This window comes from Streptomyces sp. HUAS TT11, assembly GCF_051553595.1.
Lineage (GTDB): Bacteria > Actinomycetota > Actinomycetes > Streptomycetales > Streptomycetaceae > Streptomyces.
In genome coordinates, this window is sequence record NZ_CP196184.1 from 4,689,814 (window position 1) to 4,715,215 (window position 25,402).

Below are 25,402 nucleotides of genomic sequence, written 5' to 3' on the forward strand. Positions count from 1 at the left end.
GGGAACGGAGGCGCACACGGTTGTCCACAGCCCATTCGCAGCGGCGCCGAATCCTCATAAGGTGAGAAGCATTGGACGCCGGTGGCGGGCCACGGGCGGTGGTGTGCGCGAGGAGGACTGCGGTGAGCGAGACGAGCCCGAGGCTGCGTGCCGTGCTGGAGGACATCCCCACCTACAAGCCCGGGAAGCCTGCCGAGACGGGCGGTCCGGCGGGCTACAAGCTGTCCTCGAACGAGAACCCCTACCCCCCGCTTCCGGGCGTGCTGGAGAGCGTGACCGCGGCGGCGTGTTCCTTCAACCGCTACCCGGACATGGCGTGCACGGGCCTGATGGACGAGTTGTCGGAGCGCTTCGGGGTGCCCCGGGCGCACCTCGCGACCGGGACGGGCTCGGTCGGGGTCGCCCAGCAGCTGCTGCAGGCCACGAGCGGCCCGGGTGACGAGGTGATCTACGCCTGGCGCTCCTTCGAGGCGTACCCGATCATCACGCGGATCAGTGGTGCGACCCCGGTGCAGGTGCCGCTCACCCCGGGCGACGTGCACGACCTGGACGCGATGGCGGACGCGATCACCGACCGCACCCGGCTGATCTTCGTCTGCAACCCCAACAACCCGACCGGCACGGTGGTGCGCAGGGAGGAGCTGGAGCGCTTCCTGGACCGGGTACCGGACGATGTGCTGGTCGTGCTCGACGAGGCCTACCGGGAGTTCATCCGCGACGTCCGGGTGCCGGACGGCGTCGAGCTGTACCGTCGGCGGCCGAACGTCTGCGTGCTGCGCACCTTCTCCAAGGCCTACGGCCTCGCGGGGCTGCGTGTCGGCTTCGCGATCGCCCATGAGCCGGTGGCCGCGGCGCTGCGCAAGACGGCGGTGCCGTTCGGTGTGAGCCAGCTGGCACAGGAGGCGGCGATCGCCTCGCTGCGGGCGGAGGACGAACTGCTGGGCCGCGTCGGCTCGTTGGTGGGCGAGCGCGCCCGGGTCGTGGACGCCCTGCGCGCCCAGGGCTGGACGGTGCCCGAGACGCAGGCGAACTTCCTGTGGCTGCGGCTGGGGGAGCGGACCATGGACTTCGCGGGCGTCTGCGAGCAGGCCGGCGTGGTCGTGCGGCCCTTCCCGGGTGAAGGGGTGCGGGTGACGATCGGCGAGGCCGAGGGGAACGACATCTTCATGAAGGTCGCGGAGGGCTTCCCCAGGGAGGGCTAGCGGCCCTCGCACCGGCGTGCATCGGCGTGCCCCCACCGTCCCCGTGGCGGTGAGGGCACGCCGAGTGCGTTCGGGCCCGCCGGTCTCCGGGACCGGCGGAAGCGGCCGGGTCGCGCCATGGGCCGGCCGGTCCCGGTCCCGGGCCGATCGGCCGTCGGCTTAAGGGACCCCCCACCCATCCGGTCTCGAACCCCTATGCGCCATAATTGCTTGTGAATGTGAACGCGTTCACAAACGCGTCCCGATTGGTCCCCTGATGTCTGGGGCAAACGGGGCAAGCCGCCGCTTGTGACCACGGCGACGTAAGGAGAACATGACGTGGACATGGCTTTGGCACCGGAGACTCTGGCGCGATGGCAGTTCGGTATCACCACCGTCTACCACTTCCTGTTCGTTCCGCTGACGATCTCGCTCGCAGCGCTGACGGCCGGTCTGCAGACGGCCTGGGTGCGATCGGAGAAGGAGAAGTACCTCCGGGCCACGAAGTTCTGGGGCAAGCTTTTCTTGATCAACATCGCGATGGGTGTCGTCACCGGCATCGTCCAGGAGTTCCAGTTCGGCATGAACTGGTCCGCCTACTCGCGCTTCGTCGGGGACATCTTCGGTGCCCCGCTCGCCTTCGAGGCACTCATAGCCTTCTTCTTCGAGTCCACCTTCATCGGTCTGTGGATCTTCGGCTGGGACAAGCTGCCGAAGAAGATCCACCTCGCCTGCATATGGATGGTGTCCATCGGCACGATCCTGTCGGCGTACTTCATCCTCGCGGCCAACTCCTGGATGCAGCATCCGGTCGGCTACCGGATCAACAAGGAGAAGGGCCGCGCCGAACTCACCGACTTCTGGCAGGTCCTGACCCAGAACACCACGCTCACCCAGGTCTTCCACACCCTGTCCGCGGCCTTCCTCACGGGCGGCGCGTTCATGGTCGGCATCGCCTCCTACCACCTGCTGCGCAAGAAGCACATCTCCGTGATGAAGAGCTCGCTGCGGCTCGGTCTGGTCACCGTCGTCATCGCCGGCCTGCTGACCGCGGTCAGCGGTGACCTCCTCGGCAAGGTCATGTTCAAGCAGCAGCCGATGAAGATGGCCGCCGCCGAGGCCCTGTGGGACGGCGAGAGCCCCGCACCCTTCTCGATCTTCGCCTACGGCGACGTCAGCAAGGGACACAACAGCGTCGAGCTGTCCGTCCCGGGTCTTCTGTCCTTCCTGGCCAACGACGACTTCAGCTCCTACGTCCCCGGCATCAACGACACCAACAGCGCGGAGCAGCAGAAGTACGGCCCCGGTGACTACCGTCCGATCATCCCCGTCACCTTCTGGGGATTCCGCTGGATGATCGGCTTCGGCATGGCGTCCTTCACCATCGGGCTCGCCGGACTCTGGCTCACCCGTAAGAAGTTCCTGCTCCCGGCCCATCTGCGGGTGGGTGAGGACGAGGTGCCGCATCTGGTCCTCTTCCTGAAGGAGCCGCTCGGCCCGAGGCTCACCACGTGGTACTGGCGCACAGCCGTCCTGACCCTGGGCTTCCCGCTCATCGCCAACTCCTGGGGCTGGATATTCACCGAGATGGGTCGCCAGCCGTGGGTCGTCTACGGCGTGCTGCGCACCCGTGACGCGGTCTCCCCCGGTGTGTCCCAGGGCGAGGTCCTCACGTCCATGACCGTGTTCACACTGCTGTACGCGATTCTCGCGGTCATCGAGGTCAAGCTGCTCGTCAAGTACGTCAAGGCCGGACCGCCGGAGCTCAGCGAGTCCGATCTCCATCCGCCCACAAAGATCGGCGGCGACTCCATGGACGCCGACAAGCCGATGGCCTTCTCGTACTAGGCCGAGGGAGCGCTCAGATCATGCAACTTCACGACGTCTGGTTCGTCCTCATAGCGGTTCTCTGGATCGGCTACTTCTTCCTGGAGGGCTTCGACTTCGGAGTGGGCATCCTCACCAAGCTGCTGGCTCGCAACCGGCCGGAGCGGCGGGTGCTGATCAACACGATCGGGCCCGTCTGGGACGGCAACGAGGTGTGGCTGCTCACCGCGGGCGGCGCGACCTTCGCGGCGTTCCCCGAGTGGTACGCCACGCTCTTCTCCGGGTTCTATCTGCCGCTGCTGGTCATCCTGGTCTGCCTGATCGTGCGCGGTGTCGCCTTCGAGTACCGGGCGAAGCGGCCCGAGGAGAACTGGCAGCGCAACTGGGAGACCGCGATCTTCTGGACCTCGCTGATCCCCGCCTTTCTGTGGGGTGTGGCCTTCGCCAACATCGTGCGGGGCGTCAAGATCGACCGGAACCTCGAGTACGTGGGCGGTGTCGGGGATCTGCTGAACCCCTTCGCGCTCCTCGGCGGTCTGGTGACGCTGACCCTGTTCACCTTCCACGGCACGGTGTTCACGGCGCTCAAGACCGTCGGGGACATCCGGGAACGGGCCCGGAGGCTGGCCCGGTGGGTCGGACTGGTGACGGCCGTCCTGGCACTGCTCTTCCTCGTCTGGGCACAGATCGACCAGGGCGACGGCAAGAGTCTGGTCGCCATGATCGTGGCGGTGGCCGCGCTCGTCGTGGCCCTCGTGGCGAACCAGGCCGGACGTGAGGGATGGGCGTTCGCGCTCTCCGGTGTCACCGTCGTGGCAGCGGTCGCGATGCTCTTCCTGACGCTGTTTCCGAACGTCATGCCGTCCACGCTCGACGCGGACTGGAGTCTGACGGTGAGCAACGCCTCGTCGAGCCCTTACACCCTGAAGATCATGACGTGGTGCGCCGGTATCGCCACGCCGCTCGTCCTGCTCTACCAGGGATGGACGTACTGGGTGTTCCGCAAGCGCATCGGCACGCAGCACATCGCCGACGCCGCAGGAGCCACGCACTGAGTTCTGGTCGGGACGGGCGTTTCACGCGAAACGCCTGTCCCCCGTCCGGAAAGGCATGTTTCACGTGAAACCGATCGATCCGCGGCTCCTCCGCTACGCGCGGGCCACCCGGCTCTTCCTGGTGGCGGTCGTCGGGCTGGGTGCCGTCGGGGCCGCACTGGTCATCGCCCAAGCCATGCTGATCTCCGAGGTGGTGGTGGGCGCCTTCCAGCACCACCACTCGGCCGCCGAACTGCGCACACCCCTGGTGCTCCTGGTCGCGGTGGCGGCCGGCCGGGCCGTGGTCTCCTGGCTCACCGAACTCGCCGCACACCGAGCGAGTGCGGCCGTGAAGTCCGAATTGCGCCGGCGACTGCTGGAGCGGGCTGGGGCACTCGGCCCCGGGTGGCTCGCCGATCAGCGGACCGGATCACTGGTAGCTCTGGCCACCCGAGGTGTCGACGCCCTCGACGACTACTTCTCCCGGTACCTCCCGCAGTTGGGTCTGGCGGTCGTCGTGCCGGTGGCGGTGCTCGCACGGATCGTGACCGAGGACTGGGTGTCGGCGGCGATCATCGTCGCAACGCTTCCGCTCATCCCGCTCTTCATGATGCTGATCGGCTGGGCCACTCAGTCGCAGATGGACCGGCAGTGGCGGCTGCTGTCCCGGTTGTCCGGGCATTTCCTCGACGTGGTCGCCGGGCTGCCGACGCTCAAGGTGTTCGGCAGGGCCAAGGCGCAGGCGGAGTCCATCAAGCGGATCACCGGTGAGTACCGGCGGGCGACGATGCGGACACTGCGGATCGCGTTCCTGTCGTCCTTCGCGCTGGAGTTGCTCGCCACGATCTCGGTCGCGCTCGTCGCGGTGACCATCGGCATGCGACTCGTCCACGGCGACATGGATCTGTACATCGGGCTTGTCATCCTCGTCCTCGCGCCGGAGGCGTATCTGCCGCTGCGGCAGGTGGGCGCGCAGTACCACGCGGCGGCGGAGGGCCTTTCCGCGGCGGAGGAGATCTTCGCGGTGCTGGAGACCCCCGTGCCCGCCCGTGGGACCCGGTGGCTTCCGGACGGGGAGATCACCTTCGAGGGCGTGAGCGTGCGGTACCCCGGACGGTCCTCCGATGCGGTGTCGGCGGTGTCCTTGTCGGTCGGGGCCGGTGAGACGGTCGCCCTCGTCGGGCCGAGCGGCGCCGGCAAGACCACGCTGCTGAACGTACTGCTCGGCTTCGTCCGGCCCGATGAGGGGCGCGTATGCGTCGGGGGTGCCGACCTCGACACCGCCGATCTCGACGAGTGGCGCTCGCGGATCGCATGGGTGCCGCAGCGACCGCATCTGTACGCGGGCACCGTCACCGAGAACGTACGGCTGGCCCGGCCGGACGCGGACGACGCCGCGGTACGGGGTGCGCTGGCCGATGCCGGGGCGCTGGAGTTCGTCGACGCCCTGCCCGCCGGTGCGGACACGGTGCTCGGCGAGGACGGTGCCGGACTGTCCGCGGGGCAGCGGCAACGACTCGCACTGGCACGGGCGTTCCTCGCCGACCGGCCGGTGCTGCTGCTCGACGAGCCGACGGCGTCCCTGGACGGAGCGACCGAGGCGGACATCGTGGAGGCGGTGCGCCGTCTGGCCGTCGGCCGTACGGTGCTGCTCGTTGTGCACCGGCCGGCGCTGCTCGCGTTGGCGGACCGGGTGGTGCGGCTCGAAGCGCAGGAGCACGCCGTCACGAGCGGTCCCGACCGGGCAGGGTCCGTACCGCCGCCCCGTCAGGCGACAACGCTGGGAGCAGCGGCACACGACGAGCGGATACCCGTCACCGCTCCGTCGCGGCCCGCCGGCCTCTTCGCCCGCGTCCGGGCCATGGCGGGCCCTCGGCGCGGACGGCTCACCCTTGCGCTGCTGTTCGGCAGCCTCGCGCCGGCGAGCGCCGTCGGGCTGATGGCCACGTCCGGCTGGCTCATCTCGCGAGCTTCTCAGCAGCCCCCTGTGCTCTATCTGATGGTCGCCGTGACGGCGACGCGGACGTTCGGCATCGGGCGGGCGGTGTTCCGGTACGCGGAGCGGCTCGTGTCGCACGACGCGGTGCTGCGGATGCTGGCCGACACCCGGGTGGCGGTGTACCGCCGACTGGAACGGCTCGCCCCGGCCGGATTGCGGACGACCCGGCGCGGTGATCTGCTGACGCGCCTCGTCGCCGATGTGGACACGCTGTCGGACTACTGGCTGCGCTGGCTGCTGCCCGTGGGCGCAGCGCTCGTCGTGTCGGCCGGCTCCGTCGGCTTCACCGCCTGGCTGCTGCCCGAGGCCGGTGCCGTCCTGGCCGTCGGGCTGCTGGCGGCCGGCGTAGGCGTACCCCTGGTGACCGGCGCCGTGGCACAGCGCGCGGAGCGGAGACTGGCGCCCGCCCGGGGCGCGTTGGCGATCCGGGTGACGGACCTGCTCACCGGGACCGCTGAATTGACGGTCGCGGGTGCGCTGCCCGAGCGGACGGCCGAGACACGGCGGGCGGACGGAGTCCTCACCCGTATCGCCTCCCGCGCCGCCACGGCCACCGCGCTCGGCGACGGACTCACCGCGCTCGTCACCGGGCTGACCGTCGCGGCCGCCGCCCTCGTCGGCGCCGTGGCCGTGGCCGACGGCCGGCTCCACGGGGTGGCGATGGCCGTCGTGGTGCTGACCCCGCTGGCCGCGTTCGAGGCGGTGATGGGGCTGCCGCTCGCCGTGCAGTACCGGCAGCGCGTGCGCAGGAGCGCGGAGCGCGTGTACGAGGTGCTGGACGCCCCGGAGCCGGTGCGTGAACCGGACCTGCCGCGACAGGCGCCTCCGTCACCCTTCCCGCTCGTCCTGGAAGGGCTGACCGCCCGTCACGACGGACAGGACCGGGATGCCCTGAGCGGATTCGACCTCACGCTGGGCCAGGGCCGCAGGGTCGCCGTGGTGGGCCCGTCGGGCGCGGGCAAGACGACACTCGCGCAGGTTCTGCTGCGGTTCCTGGACGCGGACGGCGGTTCCTACACGCTGGGTGGCACCGATGCGTACGCCCTCGAAGGGGACGATGTGCGACGCATGGTCGGGTTGTGCGCGCAGGATGCGCATCTCTTCGACAGTTCCGTGCGGGAGAACCTGCTGCTCGCGCGGAAGAACGCGGATGAGGCGGAGCTGCGCGACGCGCTCGCGCGGGCCCGTCTGCTCGACTGGGCGGACGGACTCCCCGACGGCCTCGGCACCTTGGTCGGCGAGCACGGCGCACGACTGTCCGGGGGGCAGCGGCAGCGGCTCGCACTGGCGCGGGCCCTGCTCGCCGACTTCCCCGTCCTGGTCCTGGACGAGCCCGCGGAACACCTCGACCTGCCGACGGCGGACGCGCTCACGGCGGATCTGCTGGCCGCCACGGAGGGTCGTACGACGCTGCTGATCACCCATCGGCTGGCCGGTCTCGAGGCGGTCGACGAGGTGATCGTGCTCGCGGAGGGCCATGTGGCCCAGCGCGGTCCCTACGCCGAACTCGCAACGACGGACGGACCGTTGCGGGAGATGCTGGAACGGGAGGCCCGCGGCGACCTCTTGGGCGACCGGGCGGTGCGCGCCGTGCCGGCCGCTCGGGAACCCGCCGAAGTCCGCTAGGCGGCACGGTGTGGCGGACGGAGCAGTGGCCGACCCTCTCGCGGGGGAAGCCACTGGGCCATATGTGGTCGTCCTGTCCCCCGGGCGTAGGACGTCAACAGGACCGCGGCGGCGACACGGGCCACGATCATTGACATGCGATCATCTCACTGTTGTCCCCTGGTTGTTTCCCTGCTGCTGTGCACCGTCGCGGTGTTGCCGGGTCGGTCCGCCGCGGCCGCCGACGGGGCGTCGGGTGTCGACGCGGCCGCCGGCGCCAGCGTCCTGGTGGCGCGGCTGAACGACGACGCCGCCGTGGTGGCGGGGCAGTACGAGACGGTGCGTCGCGAGTCCGAGACGCAGCGTTCGATAGCCAGTAGGGACGAGAAGCTCCTCGTCCGTGCGCGCACGGTGATGACGGCCCTGCACAAGGACCTCGGACGAATAGCCCGCGCGCAGTACCGCCAGAGCGGAGGGGTCTCCTACACCTCGCTGCTCCCGGACAGCACCCGCGAACTGATGCAGACTCATGACGCGCTCGCCCGTGTGGACCTCGCGGTCGCCGACGCGGTGGCCAGAAGCCGTGCGGTGGAGACCCGCCTCATCAGGGAACGGACCCGCGCTTCGGCGCGGTGGCGGGCGCTGCAGAAGCAGAACGGGGTCCTGGCCACGCGGAACCGGACCCTTCAGACGAAGCTGGACGTCGCGCGAGCAGTACTTCAGCGCCAGGCCGACGCAGCCGCGGCCACGAGGACCTGCCGGGGCGCCGTCCATCTCCAGCAGCCGCGGCGGAGAATCGGGCACCCATGGGTGACGCCCGTGGAGGGATATCGGCTGTCCGCCGGGTTCGGCAGTGGGGGCAGCCACTGGGCGCGCGGGCACACCGGCCAGGACTTCGCGGTGCCCATCGGGTCGCCGGTGCGGGCCGTCGGGGCCGGGCAGGTGGTGCGCGTGACGTGCGGGGGCGCGTTCGGCATGGAGGTCGTGATCAAGCATGCGGGCGGCTTCTGCACCCAGTACGCCCATCTCGCCGCCGTCACCGTCGGCCCGGGTGACCGGGTGACGGCCGGGCAGTGGATCGCCCAGTCGGGAACGACGGGCAACTCGACCGGTCCCCATCTGCACTTCGAGGTCCGGTCCACACCGCAGTTCGGGTCGGGTGTCAATCCGGTGCCCTGGCTGGCGGCCCGGGGCGTGAAGGTGTGACGTGCCTCGCCGGCGACTACAGCCGTTCCGCGAGGATCCGCTCGATCACGACGGCCACCCCGTCCTCGTTGTTGGCCACGGTCCGCCCCGACGCCGCCGCGATCACGTCCGGGTGTGCATTGCCCATGGCGTACGACTGCCCCGCCCAGGACAGCATCTCCACGTCGTTCGGCATGTCACCGAAGGCGACGACCTCTTCGTGCGAGATACCGCGTTCGGCGCAGCACAGCGCCAGCGTGCTCGCCTTGGAGACGCCGGGACCACTGATCTCCAGCAGTGCGCTGGGGCTGGACCGGGTGATGGTCGCCCGGTTGCCGACGGTGAGCCGGGCGAGGGTGAGGAAGGCGTCCGGGTCCAGGTCCGGGTGGTAGGCGAGGATCTTGAGCACCGGCTGCCGGGTGCCCGGGGCGTCCCGGGCGAGCAGTTCCTCGGCGGGCGCGCGGAGATCCGGGCTCTCCATGTGCAGCTTGGGGTAGTCCGGTTCCTGGTAGAAGCCGTACGTCTGCTCGATGGCATAGACCGTGCCGGGCGCGGCGTCCCGCAGCAGGCGTACGGCGTCCACCGCGTTGTCCCGGGGCAGCTCCCGGACCTTGACGAAGCGGTGGGTGCCCGGGCCGCCGTGCAGATCGACCACGGCGGCGCCGTTGCCGCAGATCGCCAGTCCGTGTCCGTGCACGTGGTCGCTGACGACGTCCATCCAGCGGGCCGGGCGGCCCGTGACGAAGAACACCTCGACACCGGCCTCCTCGGCGGCGGCCAGTGCGGCGACCGTGCGCTCGGAGACCGACTTGTCGTCGCGCAGGAGGGTGCCGTCGAGATCGGTCGCGATCAGACGGGGCGGAACGATGGAGGCAGGGGTCTCGGGCTGTCGGGTCGCTGAGGTCACGGGCCTCATTCTCGCGCATATGCCCGCACGATCGTGCGAAAGTCCGCACAGGTGAGTGATAACACTCCCCGGTGCCACCCTCCGTCACGGTCAGCCCAGCTGTGCGGGTGCCTCCAGGGCGATCCGTTCGAAGACCTTCTCGTCCGCCGCGAAGTCGGAGTCGGGGATGGGCCAGTGGACCACGAGGTCGGTGAAGCCCAGTTCCTGGTGCCGGCCGGCGAAGTCGACAAACGCGTCGAGGGACTCCAGGGGACGGGCGCGGTCCGGGGTGAAGCCGGTGAGCAGGACCTTGTCGAGCTCCGTCGCGTCGCGGCCGGCCGTGGCGCACGCCTCGGCCAGCTTCTCGGTCTGCGTGCGCAGCGCCTGGACCGACTGCTCGGGGGTGCCGGTCTCGTACAGGTTCGGGTCGCCGGTGGTCACCCAGGCCTGACCGTGTCGCGCGGCGAGCAGCAGACCGCGGGGTCCCGTCGCGGCGACCGCGAACGGCAGGCGGGGCCGCTGGACACAGCCGGGGATGTTGCGTGCCTCGTCCGCCGAGTAATGCCGGCCCTCGTACGAGACGGAGTCCTCGGTGAGCAGCCGGTCGAGCAGCGGGAGGAACTCCCCGAACCGGTCGGCACGCTCGCGCGGGGTCCAGGGTTCCTGGCCGAGCGCGGTGGCGTCGAAGCCGGTACCCCCCGCACCGATGCCGAGCGTGATCCGGCCACCGGAGATGTCGTCGAGGGAGATCAGCTCCTTGGCGAGGGTGACCGGGTGCCGAAAGTTCGGCGAGGTCACCAGCGTGCCGAGGCGCATACCCTGCGTCACGGAGGCCGCGGCCGTCAGAGTGGGGATCGCGCCGAACCACGGGCCGTCGCGGAAGGACCGCCACGACAGGTGGTCGTAGGTGAACGCGGTGTGGAAACCGAGCTGCTCCGCACGCTGCCAGGCGGCACGCCCGCCCTCGTGCCAGCGGAGGTGGGGCAGGATCACGGTGCTCAGACGCAGACTCATACGTCGAGCGTACGGGGGTGCAGGTGGTGGCCGGATCACAGGCCGGAACAGCGGGCGCCGCGCGGTGCGGGCGACGGGTCAGTGCGGGCCGGGGAAACGCAGATAGCGCGGCGGTACGGACCGGGTCAGCCATACCCCGTTGGCGCTGACATGGAAGACATGGCCGTCGCGGTGCATGGCCTCCGCGTCCACGCCGAGGACGACCGGCCGGCCGCGGCGGGCGCCGACGCGGGTGGCGGTCTCGCGGTCCGGCGAGAGGTGGACGTCGTGGCGGTTCATCGGCCGCAGGCCCTCCGCCCGGATCGCGTCCAGATGGCGCGCGACGGTCCCGTGGTAGAGGTACGCGGGCGGGGTGGCCGGAGGCAGCCCCAGGTCGACGTCGACGCTGTGGCCCTGGCTGGCACGGATGCGGCCGCCCTCGACGGCGAAGCGCTTTTTGTCATTGGCGGCGACCACATGGTCCAGTTCGTCGCGCGTGATCCGGAAGCCGTGTGCGGCGGCTGCGGCGAGCAGCGTGTCGATCTCCACCCAGCCGGCCTCGTCGAGGGTGAGCCCGATCCGCTCCGGCTGGTGCCGCAGATGCTTCGAGAGGTACTTCGACACCTTCACGGTGCGTCTGTCGTCGTTCTCGTCCTTCATGTCTCCAGCGTGAGGGACGAGACGTGGATCACGCATCTGATTTCACCGTCGATGTTTGGTCCACAGCCAAGTGTGGTTATCCACAGGCTACTTGGCAATTCTGTGGACAACTTGTAAGTGAAAGAGGCGGGTTCGGCAACTGGAGTCGCTGGAGTGAGGTCTGCATCCCGTGGGATCAAGCGCCCTTCACGGGAATGGAGTTGCGGGCGTGCCATGACGGGCGCGGCAGGAGTTCTTGTCGGAACCTACGGGTGAACAAGGCGAATTGCCCGTTCGCCTGATCGGTGAGTGGCGGCCATCACGCCGAACATCTCAACCTCAACACCCGTCAAGCAGATCTGAGTTGATCCGAGGCGGTCGGGCCTCGAAGCCGGCCGGAACGGGCCGTGGACCGGGGCTGTCCGACGGACGTCGAAGCGGAGCGAACCAGGCGCAGGGGAAGGCCCGATGGCCCTTGGGCGCATGAACAGCACCCAGAAGCAGCGTAGATGGCGAAGGATGCCGCGACCGACCCCAACTCGGCCTTCACAGCGGTGGATCGATCCGGGCGATCGCCCGCAGTGCCTTCGGAGCCAAGCGGGACATCAGGCGCGCACCCCGTGCCTCGGGGGTGACCGGTACGACCGCCTGGTTGCGTACGACGGCCCGCAGGATCGCGTCGGCGACCTTCTCCGGCGGGTATCCGCGCAGGCCGTACAGGCGCGCCGTCCTCTCCTGCCGCCGCTTCTCCTCCGCCGCGTCCACGCCCGTGAACCGCGCGGTCGACGTGATGTTCGTGTGGACGAAGCCGGGGCAGACCGCCGACACGCCGATGTCCCGCCCGGCCAGCTCCGCGCGCAGGCACTCGCTGAGCATCAGGACCGCGGCCTTGGAAGTGCTGTAGGCGGGCAGTGCCCTGGAGGGCTGATACGCCGCAGCCGAGGCGACGTTGACGATGTGGCCGCCCTGCCCCCGCTCGGCCATCTTCCGCCCGAAGAGACGGCAACCGTGAATCACCCCCCACAAGTTGACGTCGAGGACCCTGCGCCAGTCGTCGGTGGTCGTGTCGAAGAACGAACCGGACAGCCCGATACCGGCGTTGTTCACCAGTACGTCCACGACCCCGTACTCGGCGGCGACCTTTTCGGCGAGCTTCTCCATGGCCTGCTCGTCGGAGACGTCGACCGTCTCGGCCCATGCCGACCGGGCGCCGTTCGACCGGGCCTGCTCCGCGGTGCGGGCGGCTCCCTCCGCGTCCCGGTCGACGGCCACCACACGCGCTCCGGCCTCGGCGAAGGCGAGCGCCGTGGCCCGCCCGATGCCGCTGCCCGCGCCGGTCACCAGCACGAGTTGTCCCGCGAACCGCTGCGCGTACCGGCCGTTCGCCGCCGGTGCCGGATCTCCGCTCTCGACGGCTGTCACGAACTCCGAGATCCAGCCTGCCACCCGGTCCGGCCGGGTGCGCGGGATCCAGTGTTTGGCGGGGAGCGTGTGACGGGTCAACTGCGGTACCCACCGCTCCAGTTCGTCGTAGAGCCGCTCGGAGAGGAATGCGTCCCCGAGGGGCGTGATCAGCTGGACGGGAGCATGCGCATGGGCGTCGGTGCGTGGACGGCTCAGCCGGGACCGCACATTGTCGCGGTACAACCAGGCGCCATGAGCGGCATCCGCGGGAAGGGACGGGGTCGGATAGTCACCGCCGGGCACCTTCTCGATCCGTCGCAGGACCCCGGGCCACCGGCGGCCGAGCGGACCGCGCCACGCGAGCTCCGGCAGGACGGGCGTGTGCAACAGGTACACGTACCAGGACTTCGCGCCCTGGCCGAGCAGTTGGCCCACCCGGCGGGGGGTCGGACGCCGCACGCGCTGCTTGATCCAGTGCCCGAAGTGATCCAGGGACGGTCCGGACATCGAGGTGAAGGACGCGATCCGGCCCTCGGTGCGCTTGACGGTGACGAACTCCCAGGACTGCACCGATCCCCAGTCGTGCCCCACCAGGTGCACCGGCCGGCCGGGGCTGACCGCGTCCAGGACCGCCAGGAAGTCGTCGGTCAGCTTCTCCAGCGTGAATCCGCCGCGCAGTGGTCTCGGCGCGGTCGACCGGCCGTGCCCGCGGACGTCGTACAGCACCACATGGAAACGGCCGGCGAGCCGGTCGGCCACCTCCGACCACACTTCCTTGCTGTCGGGATAACCGTGCACGAGCACCACCGTGGGCCGCGCGGGGTCTCCCAGCTCGGCGACGCACAGCTCGATTCCGCCCGTCCGCACCCGGCGCTCGCGCGCCCCTGTGAGAGTCACCCGTCCTCCGTCCGGCGCCCGCGGTCGGTGGTCCGCGGTCCGCCACGATCGAATGGTGTGCTGCGGCCGCCCCGCGCACGCCGCGGCTCCGCCCCGAACCCCGCCGCGAGTTCGCGCGCCACCGCCGTCCCCGCGACACGCTTCGGGCCCCGGCGATTGCGCTACGTGCCCGTAACGTGACATCGGCGAATCTCGCAGTTGTTAGAGATTTCGTCAATAGCGGTACTTCCGCCGGCGCGGAGCCGCCGGCGGGTTCGACTTGAGGGGGACCCCTAAGGACCCGTACGACTGGAGGCTGATGTCAAGACGGCTCTGCGGTCTGACGACCCGCATGGGCTGTGTCACTACCTTCGGGGATGTGACTGTGATCGCGACCGAAAGCCTGAGCAAGCGGTTCCCCAGGGTGACCGCGCTTGACCGGCTCTCCGTGGACGTCGGCCCCGGTGTGACGGGACTCGTCGGTGCCAACGGAGCCGGCAAGTCCACACTGATCAAGATCCTGCTGGGTCTGTCCCCCGCCAGCGAGGGCCGAGCCGAAGTGCTCGGACTCGACGTCGCCACCAAGGGCGGCGCCATCCGCGAGCGCGTCGGGTACATGCCGGAGCACGACTGCCTGCCGCCCGACGTGTCGGCCACCGAGTTCGTGGTCCACATGGCGCGCATGTCCGGACTGCCCCCGGCCGCCGCCCGTGAGCGCACCGCCGACACCCTGCGCCATGTCGGCCTGTACGAGGAGCGCTACCGCCCCATCGGCGGTTACTCGACCGGCATGAAGCAGCGCGTCAAGCTCGCCCAGGCCCTGGTGCACGATCCCCAACTGGTCTTCCTGGACGAGCCGACCAACGGCCTGGACCCGGTCGGCCGCGACGAGATGCTCGGCCTGATCCGCCGCGTCCACACCGACTTCGGCATCTCGGTCCTGGTGACCTCCCATCTGCTGGGCGAGCTGGAACGCACCTGCGACCACGTCGTCGTCATCGACGGCGGCAAGCTCCTGCGCTCCAGTTCCACCCGGGACTTCACCCAGACCACCACGACCCTCGCGATCGAGGTCACCGACACCGACGAGCACCCGGACGGCACCGGAGCGGTCCGCGACGCGCTCCTGGCGCGCGGGGTGACCACCCACGACAGCAGCGGTCTGCCGGGCGCCGGCCACATCCTGCTGCTGACCGCGGAGGGCGAGCAGACGTACGACCTCGTCCGGGACGTCGTCGCCGAGCTGGGCCTCGGCCTGGTCCGCATGGAGCAGCGCAGGCACCAGATCGCAGAGGTCTTCAAGGACAGCGACGAGCAGCGGAAGGAGGCGATCGGCCATGGCGGTTGAGCAGTCCACGGCCCGTGGCGCCGAGCAGACCCGGATCCACAACATCGGCTATCGCAACTACGACGGCCCGCGACTCGGCCGCGCCTACGCGCGCCGCTCGCTGTACTCGCAGTCCCTGCGCGGCGCCTACGGCCTCGGCCGGTCGGTGAAGTCCAAGGTGCTGCCGATGCTGCTGTTCGTGGTCATGTGCGCGCCCGCGCTGATCATGGTGGCGGTCGCGGTCGCCACCAAGGCGAAGGACCTGCCCGTCGAGTACACCCGGTACGCGATCATCATGCAGGCCATCATCGGCCTGTACGTCGCCTCGCAGGCACCCCAGTCGGTCTCCCGCGACCTGCGCTTCAAGACCGTTCCGCTGTACTTCTCGCGGCCCATCGAGACCGCCGACTACGTCCGCGCCAAGTACGCGGCCCTGGCCTCGGCGATGTTCATCCTCACGGCCGCACCGCTGCTGGTCCTCTACGTGGGCGCACTGCTGGCGAAGCTGGACTTCGAGCACCAGACCAAGGGGTTCGCCCAGGCGCTGGTCTCCGTGGCCCTGCTCTCCCTGCTGTTCGCCGGGATCAGCCTGGTCATCGCGGCGGCCACACCCCGGCGCGGATTCGGGATCGCGGCGGTCATCGCCGTCCTGACCATCTCCTACGGAGCGGTCTCCACCATCCAGGCCATCGCCGACGCGCAGTCGGGCGACTCCAACGCCATCGTCTGGATGGGTCTGTTCTCGCCCGTCACGCTCATCGACGGTGTGCAGACGGCCTTCCTGGGCGCGACCTCCTCCTATCCCGGAGGACACGGACCCTCCGCCGCGCAGGGCATCGTCCATCTCCTCGTCGTCCTGGGACTGGTCGCAGGCAGCTACGGACTGCTGATGCGCCGCTACCGAAAGGTCGGACTGTGATCTCCCGCCCGTCGCCCGCCACCACCCTCCCAAGGAATGGGCTGCGCCCATGAGCACTCTTTCCATCGACCACGTCTCGCGCTGGTTCGGCAATGTGGTCGCCGTCAACGACGTCACCATGACCATCGGCCCCGGGGTCACCGGGCTGCTGGGCCCCAACGGCGCCGGGAAGTCCACCCTCATCAACATGATGGGAGGCTTCCTCGCCCCCTCCACCGGCACCGTCACCCTGGACGGGCAGCCGGTGTGGCGCAACGAGCAGATCTACCGGCAGATCGGCATCGTGCCCGAGCGGGAGGCGATGTACGACTTCCTGACCGGACGCGAGTTCGTCGTCGCCAACGCCGAACTGCACGGTCTCGGCGCGAAGGCCGCGGCACGCGCCCTCGCCACGGTCGAGATGGAGTACGCGCAGGACCGGAAGATCTCCACGTACTCCAAGGGCATGCGCCAGCGCGTGAAGATGGCGTCCGCGCTGGTGCACGATCCGTCCCTGCTGCTGCTCGACGAGCCGTTCAACGGCATGGACCCGCGTCAGCGCATGCAGCTGATGGACCTGCTGAGGCGGATGGGCGCCGAGGGCCGCACCGTGCTCTTCTCGTCGCACATCCTCGAGGAGGTCGAGCAACTCGCCTCGCACATCGAGGTGATCGTGGCCGGACGGCACGCGGCGAGCGGCGACTTCCGCAGGATCCGCCGCTTGATGACCGACCGCCCGCACCGTTACCTCGTGCGCTCCAGCGACGACCGGACGCTCGCCGCCGCGCTGATCGCCGACCCGTCGACGGCCGGTATCGAGGTCGACCTCGCCGAGGGTGCGCTGCGCATCCAGGCGGTGGACTTCGGCCGGTTCACGGCCCTGCTGCCCAAGGTCGCGCGCGAGCACGGCATCCGGCTGCTCACGGTCTCGCCGTCCGACGAGTCCCTCGAGTCCGTCTTCTCGTATCTGGTCGCGGCGTAGGAGGCCGAAGATGTACGACCCCACAGTCGCCCGGCTCACCTACCGGGGCCTGCTCGGCCGCCGCCGTGCCCTCGTTCTCGGCGCACTGCCCGTCCTGCTGATCGTGATCTCCGCCGTCGTCCGGGCGCTGACCGGCGCCGACGACCAGGTGGCCCACGACGTCCTCGGCGGTTTCGCCCTGGCCACGATGGTGCCGATCATCGGCGTCATCGCCGGCACCGGCGCCATCGGGCCGGAGATCGACGACGGCTCGGTGGTGTACCTGCTCGCCAAGCCCGTGAAGCGGCCCACGATCATCTTCACCAAGCTGATCGTCGCGATCGCGGTCACCATGGCGTTCTCGGCGCTGCCGACGTTCGTCGCGGGAATGATCCTCAACGGCAACGGCCAGCAGATCGCCGTCGCCTACACGGTGGCCGCGCTGGTCGCCTCGATCGCGTACGCGGCGCTGTTCCTGCTGCTCGGCACCGTGAGCCGGCACGCCGTGGTCTTCGGCCTGGTGTACGCACTGGTCTGGGAGGCGCTCTTCGGTTCGCTGGTCTCCGGGGCGCGCACGCTCAGCGTCCAGCAGTGGGCGCTCGCCGTCGCGCACAAGGTCTCCGACAGCTCCCTCGTCACCTCGGACGTGACGCTGCCCACCGCGACCGTGCTGCTGGTCGTGGTGACCGTGGCCGCCACCTGGTACGCGGGACGGAAGCTGCGGACGCTGACGCTGGCGGGCGAGGAGTAGGCGGATCGCCGGGCGGAGGCCCGGCGCCCCCCGGGGGGCGCGGCCCGCACCGCGGCCGTGCCCCCCGACGCGTTCCGCCGCCGGATCGTCGGGCCCGCCATTTCGAACGCATTCTTGACAGCGGCTTCACCCCTACCCATGCACACTTGGGCAAAGGGGATGTGCAGTGGAAAGGAACGGGGATGGCCGCGCAGGCACCTCAAGGAGATGGAGCGGGCGAGGCAGGGGACGGCTTCGACGGCGTCGTGTTCGACGAGGACTTCATACGGTCCGCGCCCACGACGGAGCAGTCCGCGCGCGCCCGGATGCTGGCGGCTCGCTGGCGCGCCCAGGCGCCCGACCCCCAGCCGTGGCGCTCCGACGAGCCGCCCGCCGGCTGGTTCTTCAGCAAGGCGCGCCGCCGCAGGTGGCGGCGCCGGTAGCGGCTGCGCCCGCGCCGCACGAACGGCGCGGTTCGGCCACAGGCCGACGTGATTTATTCGGTGGCGCCCGATTCGGTTGCCCGGCACAGTAGTGATGTCCACGACGCCGGTGACCGGCGCCACATTCTGGGAGAGGAGCCGGGCGATGTCCATGCACGACAGTCCGTCCTGCTCCCTGCAGGGCAGCCGCGGCGGACTCCGGAGCAGTTAGCCCTCCGTCGAGCCCCGACCGTGTACAGAGCTGCCCGGGGCGGCCGCTTCGAGCGCGCGAGTGGATTCGCGCGGGCCGCCCACCCGGAGGATTGGCCGAGTGGTAAGGCACCGGCTTGCTAAGCCGTGATCGGGTCCTGAAGGCCCGCGCGCGTTCGATCCGCGCATCCTCCGCACGACGACACCACCGACGACCCGACCGAGTACGACGGCCCGCCGGCCCTAGGCGAGCAGTTGCTCCAGTACGACCGCGATGCCGTCCTCCTCGTTGGACAGCGTCACCTCGTCCGCGACCGCCTTGAGGTCCGCGTGGGCGTTGGCCATGGCGACGCCGTGCGCCGCCCACGCGAACATCGGGATGTCGTTCGGCATGTCGCCGAAGGCGATCGTGTCCGCACCCTTCACCCCGAGGCGCCGCGCCGCCAGCGACAGCCCCGTCGCCTTGTTCAGGCCCAGGGGAAGGATCTCGACTATGCCCTCTCCCGCCATCGTCACCCCGACCAGTCCGCCGGCCGCCTGCTCCGCCGCCTCGGCCAGCTCGTCGTCGCCCATCGTCGGGTGCTGGATGTACACCTTGTTCAGCGGCGCGGACCACAGGTCCGCCGCGTCGTGCATCGGCCGGTAGGGAAGCGGGCCCTCATGGGCCCGGTAGCCGGGACCGATCAGGACCTCTCCGTCGAGTCCGTCCCGGCTGGCGGCCAGCAGCAGCGGGCCCACCTCGGCCTCGATCTTCGCCAGGGCGAGACCGGCTATCTGCCGGTCCAGCGTCAGCGACGTCAGCAGCCGGTGCTCCCCCGCGTGGTACACCTGCGCACCCTGGCCGCACACCGCGAGACCCCGGTAGCCGAGGTCGTCGAGGATGTGGCGGGTCCAGGGGACGGCGCGCCCGGTGACGACGATGTGCGCCGCGCCCGCCGCGGTGACCGCGGCGAGCGCCTCGCGCGTGCGCCGCGAGACCGTCTCGTCGGGTCCCAGCAGGGTCCCGTCCAGGTCGGTCGCGATCAGCCTGTACGGGATTCCGGCGGGTTCGGCCGTACTCACTTGGCGACGGGCTCCAGCAGTTCCCGGCCGCCCAGGTAGGGGCGCAGGACCTCCGGCACCCGCACCGAGCCGTCGGCCAGCTGGTGGTTCTCCAGGATCGCCACGATCGTGCGCGGTACGGCGCACAGCGTGCCGTTCAGCGTCGCCAGCGGCTGCACCTTCTTGCCGTCCCGCATGCGGACCGACAGGCGGCGGGCCTGGAAGCTGTCGCAGTTGGAGGCCGAGGTCAGCTCGCGGTACTTGCCCTGGGTGGGGATCCAGGCCTCGCAGTCGTACTTGCGCGAGGCGGACGCGCCCAGGTCGCCCGACGCCACGTCGATGACCTGGAACGGCAGCTCGAGGGCGTTCAGCCAGTCCTTCTCCCACTCGAGGAGCCGCTTGTGCTCGTTCTCCGCGTCCTCGGGGTCGACGAACGAGAACATCTCGACCTTGTCGAACTGGTGCACACGGAAGATGCCCCGGGTGTCCTTGCCGTACGTACCGGCCTCGCGGCGGAAGCAGGGAGAGAAGCCCGCGTAGCGCAGCGGAAGCTTCTCCGCGTCGATGATCTCGTCCATGTGGTACGCGGCGAGCGGGACCTCGGAGGTGCCGACCAGGTAGAAGTCGTCCTTCTCCAGGTGGTACACGTTCTCGGCGGCCTGGCCGAGGAAGCCCGTGCCCTCCATGGCGCGCGGCCGGACCAGGGCAGGCGTCAGCATCGGGGTGAGCCCGGCCTCCGTGGCCCTCGCCATCGCGGCGTTGACGAGTGCCAGCTCCAGCAGCGCGCCGACGCCCGTCAGGTAGTAGAAGCGCGAGCCGGACACCTTCGCGCCGCGCTCGACGTCGATCGCGCCGAGCGCCTCACCGAGTTCCAGGTGGTCCTTGGGCTCGAAGCCCTCGGCACCGAAGTCGCGGACGGTGCCGTGCGTCTCCAGGACGACGAAGTCCTCCTCGCCGCCGACCGGGACGTCGGGGTGCACCAGGTTGCCCAGCTGGAGGAGGAGCCGCTTGGTCTCCTCGTCGGCCTCGTGCTGCTCGGCATCCGCCGTCTTGACGTCCGCGGCGAGTCGGCTCGCCTTCTCGAGCAGACCGGCCTTCTCGTCGCCGGAGGCCTTCGGGATCAGCTTGCCGAGCGTCTTCTGCTCGGAACGGAGCTCGTCGAAGCGGACGCCGGACGACCTGCGCCGCTCGTCGGCGGAGAGGAGGGCGTCGACGAGCGCGACATCCTCACCACGGGCGCGCTGGGAGGCGCGAACACGGTCGGGGTCCTCACGGAGCAGGCGAAGGTCAATCACCCCTCAAGGCTACCGGTGCGCAGATCCGTCTCACGACTGTGTTTCGCACTCGCGGCACTTGGACCGTTATGGGGGAATTGCGCTACGTGTCAAGAAAACGGTCGCCGCCCCTCGGAAGGGTGTACTCCGGCAGTGGTGCATTGACCCGACTTCCCCGAGGGGAACGGGATTTGGGATGCGCTTGTCCACAGGCATCCACAGTCACCCAGGAGTTATCCACAGCCTGTGCGGAAGATCTGTGGACTCCGGAAATGATCATTTCGAAGGTCGCGCCCACGGGGGAGAATTCCCTGTACAAATCCGAACTAGCTGCACTTTCGGTGGTAAACGGGTCACTCGAAAGGGGTGATCAAAAGAAACACGTGGACAACTGTTGCAGACGCGGCGGTGGACGGATGGGAGCCTTTAGAGAGATTTGTCGACCCTCTGATGCCACGTTGTCGACTTGTCCCCAGGTCGAGAAGCCAACCTGTGGATAACTTCTGTGGACAGCGAAAATCTGCAGGTAAGACCGAATGCCATGGCCCCGCCAGTCTAGAACCGGCCGTCCTGGCAACGTGCCACCCAGTCGGCCGCCGACATGAACTCGCCGTCCGACGTCCCCGGCAACGGGGTACGGACGTCGTCAAGACCGACATCCGCGCGCGGATAGGAGCCGAGGAACCGGACCTGGAGGCAGATCCTCTTCAGTCCCATCAGCGCCTCGGCCACCCGCCGGTCCGAGATATGGCCCTCGGCGTCGATGCAGAAGCAGTAGTTGCCGATACCGGCGCCGGTCGGGCGGGACTGGAGCAGCATCAGGTTGACACCCCGCACGGCGAACTCGCCCAGCAGATCACGCAGCCCACCGGGGTGGTCGTCGCGCTGCCACAGCACGATGGACGTCTTGTCCGCGCCCGTGGGTGCCGCCGGGCGGGCGGGCCTGCCGACCAGCACGAACCGCGTCTGCGCGTTCTCCGCGTCGTGGATGCCCGTCTCCAGCGCCTGCAGGCCGTAGCGCGCCGCGGCGAACTCACCTGCGAACGCGGCGTCGTAGCGGCCCTCCTGGACCAGACGGGCGCCGTCCGCGTTCGAGGCGGCCGATTCCCAGACGACGTTCGGCAGATGGGCCTTGAGCCAGTTGCGCACCTGCGGCTGCGCGGCCGGGTGCGCGGTGACCGTTTTGATCCCGGAGAGCGTGGTGCCCGGCCTGACCAGGAGCGCGAAGGTGATCGAGAGAAGCGCCTCGCGATAGATCATCAGCGGTTCGCCCGCCACCAGCTCGTCCAGCGTGGTGGTGATGCCGCCCTCCACCGAGTTCTCGATCGGTACGAACGCGGCCTCCGCCTCGCCGTTGCGCACGGCGTCGAGCGCCGCGGGCACCGACACCATGGGAACCAGTTCCCGGGTCGCGGTCTCGGGCAGCGTCCGCAGGGCGACCTCGGTGAAGGTGCCCTCGGGACCGAGATACGCATAGCTCGCTGGCATGTCCTCACCCTAGTGGGCCGCGTCGGGCCGCGGCCCGTATCCGGGCGCGCGGGGCCCGCGGGGCGGGTTTGCCGGCGGTCAGCCCTCCAGCAGCCGCTGTCCCACGTACTCGCCCGGCGCGGCGCCCCCCGGCACGGCGAACAGTCCGCTCGCCTCGTGGCGGATGTATTCCGACAGCGCGTCGCCCCGGTCGAGCCGGCGCTGCACCGGTACGAAGCCGCGCACCGGGTCCGCCTGCCAGCAGATGAACAGCAGGCCCGCGTCGGGCGTTCCGTCGGCGTCGAAGCCGTCGTGGAAGGAGAACGGGCGGCGCAGCATCGCCGCGCCGCCGTTCTGGTCGGGGCGGGTGATGCGCGCGTGCGCGGTCAGGGGCACCACGAGCGAGCCGTCGGCGGCCGTCTTCTCCAGGTCCATCGCGGTGGTCTCGGTGCCGCCGCTGAGCGGCGCCCCGTCGGACTTGCGGCGGCCGATGACGTCCTCCTGGGCTCTGGGCGAGAGCTTCTCCCAGTCGTCGAGCAGCATGCGGATGCGGCGGACGACGGCGTAGGAGCCGTGCGCCATCCAGTCCGGATCGCCGGACCCGGGGACGAAGACGCGCTGCTCGAAGTCGGTCTCGGCCGGCTTGGGGTTACGTGTGCCGTCGATCTGGCCCATCAGGTTGCGGGCCGTCGCCGGGCGGGCGGTGGCGCCCGGGGTGCGGTTGAAGCCGTTCATCTGCCAGCGCAACCGGGCCGCGTCACCGGCGTCCTTCTGGATCGTCCGCAGGGCGTGGAAGGCGACCAGCGCGTCGTCGGCGCCGATCTGCACCCACAGATCGCCGTTGCTGCGGGAGGTGTCGAGGTGGTCGGAGGAGAAATCGGGCAGCGGGTCCAGGGCGGCGGGACGCCGGCCGTCCAGCCCCGTGCGGGAGAAGAAGCTGTGGCCGAAGCCGAAGGTGATCGTCAGGGAGGACGGTCCCGCGTCCCGGGCGACGCCTGTGTCGTCGTGCCCGGCCGGCTCGCCCGCCATCAGCCGCTCGGCGTTGGCCGACCAGCGGCGCAGCAGGGCGGCGGCCTGGGTGCGGCCCGCGCCCGGCGCCAGGTCGAAGGCGAGGAGATGACCTCGGGCCTGTGCCGCGTCGACGATGCCGGGCTGATGCCGTCCCCGGAACGACACCCGGCCCGTACCGAGCGAGGTCAGGGGCGCGGTCTTCTCCGACTCCGCGGGCGCCGCGGTGTATCCGGCGGCGGCGCCCGCCGCGCCCAGCGCGAGCCCGGTGGCACCGGCGGTGCCCAGCAGCCGGCGCCTGGAGATCACTCCGGTGGAGGCGGCGCCGTCCGCGACGGCGCCGCCCGGGGCGCTCCGTCCGGACGGGCGCCGCGTGGGGGCGTCCTTCGTGGCGGGACCCCGCTCGGTGCTCTGGGAAGGGATGCCCTCGGAGGACGCCTCGGGTGTGGACTGCTCAGCCATGGTGTCGTTCAGCCGATCTTCGCGTTCTTGCTCACGCTTGTCTGGTCGATGTCGGACGTCCGCACGGTCACGGCGATCTTCCAGTCGCCCGCCATGGGGATCTGCACCCCGCTCGCCGACCAGTGCCCGGTGGCGATGCGGTCGGGCACGACGGGCAGCGGGCCGATGCTCTTGGCCTCGAGGGTGAAGGCGACCTTCACCTCGGGGACGTCGAAGGCCCTGCCGTTCGGGCGCACCACATAGAGGTGCATCTCGTTGGCGCCGACACGGGCCGGGTCGAGGGTGACCTCGACGGTGCCCTTGCCGTCCTGGCCGCCGGTGTCGAAGGGGAGCTTCAGCGACAGGGGTCCCGACCGCTGCGCCGCGGTGGAGGTGGCGGCCTTGGCCACTTCTTCCGTGCGCCCCGGTTCGGTGGTCGTCAGCGCGGTGGTGACGGCCAGCACGACGACGGCGACGGCCGTCTCCGTGAGCACCGAGCGGCGCAGCCCGGAACGGGCGGGATCGGCGTCACGGAGCCGCTTGGCCCGCGCGGCGGCCACGGCGGCGCGCTGCCTCGCCAGCTGGGCGGTGCGCTCGGAGGCTCCCGTAGCCCCCTTCCGGGAGGCGTTCGAGCCGCCGCCCTTGGCCGCCGCCTTCGCCGCCACTCGCTTCTTCTGCGTCGTGCGCTGCGCCTTCGCCGCGGGCACGTCCGCGAGCCGGGCCGTCCAGCGCCGTGAGATCCAGGCGACGCCGAGCAGGACGGCGACCAGCGCGACCTTCACGAGGAGCAGCTGTCCGTACGCCGTACCGGTCAGCGCCGACCAGGAGCCGAGCTGACGCCAGGACTGGTACACACCGGTCGCGGCCAGGGTCACGACGCTTGCGAAGGCGACGCGCGAGAAGCGCTGGACGGCCGACTTCTCGATCGACGGTACGCGGTACAACGCGACCAGCATCGTCGCGAGACCACCGAGCCAGACGGCGACCGCCAGCAGGTGCAGGATGTCGACGGGCATCGCGAGGCCGGTCTGGATACCGGTCGAGGCGTGTTCGGCCATCGCCCAGGTGGCCGCGAGACCGGCCGCGACGACAAAGCCGCCGACGGCGAGTCCGAAGGTGAGGTCCTGCTTCGTGGCCGCCCGTTCCGCGTCGAGGGCGTCGCCGCCCGACGCGCCCTTGCGGCCCCCGGACCCGTTCGCCTCGCCGGCCGTCTCCTCACCGTCCGTGTCCCGTCTCGCGAACGCCCCGAAGAGCACCGCGATGAACAGGGCCGCCGCCGCGAGCAGCAGCAGCCGGGAGACGAGGGCGGCGCCGGCCTTGGTCTGGAGCACCTGCCCGACCAGGGAGAGGTCGAAGACGTCGGCGACCTTCCCCGAGCCGGTGTACGAGCCGCGCAGAAGCAGCAGCGCGAGCGTGGCGGAGGTGAGCGCCACCCACCCGGAGACCACGAGCCGCTGCACCGCCCGCACTCCGGCCCCCCGCTGCCAGCAGGCCAGGACGAAGGCGGCGCCGCCGATCAGGACGATGAACCCGGCGTACGAGACATACCGCGCGAACCCGTACAGTCCGCCGACGACCCCGCCGCCCACGGTCTGGCCGGAGGCGGAGACCGTGGTCGCGGACGGGGCCCCGACGGAGAAGGTGAAGGCGCCCGAGACGGGATGGCTGTCCGCGGACACCACCTGGTAGGTGACCGTGTAGGTGCCGCGGGGCAGACCCGGGCGCACCTTCACGCCGTACATCGTCCCGGTCAGCTCGGCCGGCTTGCCGGTGTCGACCCGCTGTCCCTTGGGGTCGAGGACCTTGAAGGACCCGTCCGACAGGGCCACCTTCTCGGAGAAGTTGAGCGTGATCTGCGTGGGCGCCTTGTCGACCACCGATCCCTGTGCGGGGTCGCTGCCGAGCAGCGCGGCGTGGGCGGAGGCGGGTGCGGCCCCGCCGAACAGCGTGCCCGCCACGGCGAGCAGCAGCGCCATCAGCGCCAGGACGCCCCG

At 70.3% G+C, this 25,402-nt stretch carries 19 protein-coding genes and 1 tRNA gene; 11 read left to right on the forward strand and 9 right to left on the reverse strand.

Annotated features, from left to right (window positions below):
• Positions 1-122 precede the first annotated feature (122 nt).
• The 5 genes from hisC to ACSHXN_RS20965 all read left to right on the forward strand — a co-directional run bounded on the left by hisC (position 123) and on the right by ACSHXN_RS20965 (position 8,852).
• The gene (hisC, locus tag ACSHXN_RS20945; protein ID WP_355794785.1) at positions 123-1,202 is read left to right on the forward strand and encodes a histidinol-phosphate transaminase; all 1,080 of its coding nucleotides are present in this window, start codon (positions 123-125) and stop codon (positions 1,200-1,202) included.
• Positions 1,203-1,520: 318 nt separating this feature from the next.
• Positions 1,521-3,029: a cytochrome ubiquinol oxidase subunit I gene (locus ACSHXN_RS20950; protein WP_438303508.1), complete on the forward strand. Its 1,509-nt coding sequence runs from the start codon at positions 1,521-1,523 to the stop codon at positions 3,027-3,029.
• A gap of 20 nt (positions 3,030-3,049) precedes the next feature.
• Positions 3,050-4,063, forward strand: a complete 1,014-nt coding sequence (cydB, locus tag ACSHXN_RS20955) for a cytochrome d ubiquinol oxidase subunit II (RefSeq protein ID WP_355128590.1) — start codon at positions 3,050-3,052, stop codon at positions 4,061-4,063.
• A gap of 55 nt (positions 4,064-4,118) precedes the next feature.
• Complete coding sequence (gene cydD, locus ACSHXN_RS20960) at positions 4,119-7,667, forward strand: thiol reductant ABC exporter subunit CydD (RefSeq protein ID WP_438303509.1); 3,549 nt, start codon at positions 4,119-4,121, stop codon at positions 7,665-7,667.
• 135 nt (positions 7,668-7,802) lie between these two features.
• Complete coding sequence (locus ACSHXN_RS20965) at positions 7,803-8,852, forward strand: M23 family metallopeptidase (protein WP_355128586.1); 1,050 nt, start codon at positions 7,803-7,805, stop codon at positions 8,850-8,852.
• A 16-nt stretch (positions 8,853-8,868) separates the two neighbouring features.
• On the opposite strand, the gene ACSHXN_RS20970 is transcribed toward ACSHXN_RS20965, so the two are convergent.
• The 4 genes from ACSHXN_RS20970 to ACSHXN_RS20985 form a co-directional block, all read right to left on the reverse strand.
• Complete coding sequence (locus tag ACSHXN_RS20970; protein ID WP_355128584.1) at positions 8,869-9,738, reverse strand: Cof-type HAD-IIB family hydrolase; 870 nt, start codon at positions 9,736-9,738, stop codon at positions 8,869-8,871.
• 90 nt (positions 9,739-9,828) lie between these two features.
• On the reverse strand, positions 9,829-10,731 hold the full coding sequence (locus tag ACSHXN_RS20975) for an LLM class flavin-dependent oxidoreductase (protein ID WP_356108012.1): 903 nt from the start codon (positions 10,729-10,731) through the stop codon (positions 9,829-9,831).
• A 78-nt stretch (positions 10,732-10,809) separates the two neighbouring features.
• Positions 10,810-11,370, reverse strand: coding sequence for an RNA 2'-phosphotransferase (locus ACSHXN_RS20980; protein ID WP_355128580.1), 561 nt, complete (start codon positions 11,368-11,370; stop codon positions 10,810-10,812).
• Positions 11,371-11,895: 525 nt separating this feature from the next.
• A complete protein-coding gene (locus tag ACSHXN_RS20985) occupies positions 11,896-13,650 on the reverse strand; it encodes an SDR family oxidoreductase (protein WP_438303510.1) in 1,755 nt (584 codons plus the stop codon).
• A gap of 364 nt (positions 13,651-14,014) precedes the next feature.
• On the opposite strand from ACSHXN_RS20985, the gene ACSHXN_RS20990 reads away from it, so the two are divergent.
• The 6 genes from ACSHXN_RS20990 to ACSHXN_RS21015 all read left to right on the forward strand — a co-directional run bounded on the left by ACSHXN_RS20990 (position 14,015) and on the right by ACSHXN_RS21015 (position 18,372).
• Positions 14,015-14,977, forward strand: coding sequence for an ABC transporter ATP-binding protein (locus ACSHXN_RS20990; RefSeq protein ID WP_355128923.1), 963 nt, complete (start codon positions 14,015-14,017; stop codon positions 14,975-14,977).
• Entirely contained in the window at positions 14,967-15,875 is a 909-nt protein-coding gene (locus ACSHXN_RS20995) for an ABC transporter permease (RefSeq protein WP_059127356.1), read from the forward strand. The genes ACSHXN_RS20990 and ACSHXN_RS20995 overlap by 11 nt, the downstream gene beginning before the upstream one ends.
• 49 nt (positions 15,876-15,924) lie before the next feature.
• Positions 15,925-16,836: an ABC transporter ATP-binding protein gene (locus ACSHXN_RS21000; RefSeq protein ID WP_355128575.1), complete on the forward strand. Its 912-nt coding sequence runs from the start codon at positions 15,925-15,927 to the stop codon at positions 16,834-16,836.
• A 10-nt stretch (positions 16,837-16,846) separates the two neighbouring features.
• On the forward strand, positions 16,847-17,566 hold the full coding sequence (locus ACSHXN_RS21005; RefSeq protein ID WP_355128573.1) for an ABC transporter permease: 720 nt from the start codon (positions 16,847-16,849) through the stop codon (positions 17,564-17,566).
• Positions 17,567-17,748: 182 nt separating this feature from the next.
• Positions 17,749-17,988, forward strand: a complete 240-nt coding sequence (locus tag ACSHXN_RS21010; protein WP_355128572.1) for a hypothetical protein — start codon at positions 17,749-17,751, stop codon at positions 17,986-17,988.
• Positions 17,989-18,284: 296 nt separating this feature from the next.
• Positions 18,285-18,372: transfer RNA gene (locus tag ACSHXN_RS21015), tRNA-Ser, on the forward strand.
• 48 nt (positions 18,373-18,420) lie between these two features.
• Here the strand turns inward: ACSHXN_RS21015 and ACSHXN_RS21020 are convergent.
• From ACSHXN_RS21020 to ACSHXN_RS21040, 5 genes are all read right to left on the reverse strand, one after another.
• Positions 18,421-19,239: an HAD family hydrolase gene (locus ACSHXN_RS21020; RefSeq protein ID WP_355128570.1), complete on the reverse strand. Its 819-nt coding sequence runs from the start codon at positions 19,237-19,239 to the stop codon at positions 18,421-18,423.
• Entirely contained in the window at positions 19,236-20,513 is a 1,278-nt protein-coding gene (gene serS, locus ACSHXN_RS21025; RefSeq protein WP_355128568.1) for a serine--tRNA ligase, read from the reverse strand. The genes ACSHXN_RS21020 and serS overlap by 4 nt, the downstream gene beginning before the upstream one ends.
• A 534-nt stretch (positions 20,514-21,047) precedes the next feature.
• A complete protein-coding gene (gene pheA, locus ACSHXN_RS21030) occupies positions 21,048-21,980 on the reverse strand; it encodes a prephenate dehydratase (RefSeq protein ID WP_355128566.1) in 933 nt (310 codons plus the stop codon).
• A gap of 78 nt (positions 21,981-22,058) precedes the next feature.
• Complete coding sequence (gene efeB / locus ACSHXN_RS21035) at positions 22,059-23,429, reverse strand: iron uptake transporter deferrochelatase/peroxidase subunit (RefSeq protein WP_438303511.1); 1,371 nt, start codon at positions 23,427-23,429, stop codon at positions 22,059-22,061.
• Positions 23,430-23,437: 8 nt separating this feature from the next.
• On the reverse strand, positions 23,438-25,384 hold the full coding sequence (locus ACSHXN_RS21040) for a copper resistance CopC/CopD family protein (RefSeq protein ID WP_383352812.1): 1,947 nt from the start codon (positions 25,382-25,384) through the stop codon (positions 23,438-23,440).
• Between the last annotated feature and the right edge of the window lie 18 nt (positions 25,385-25,402).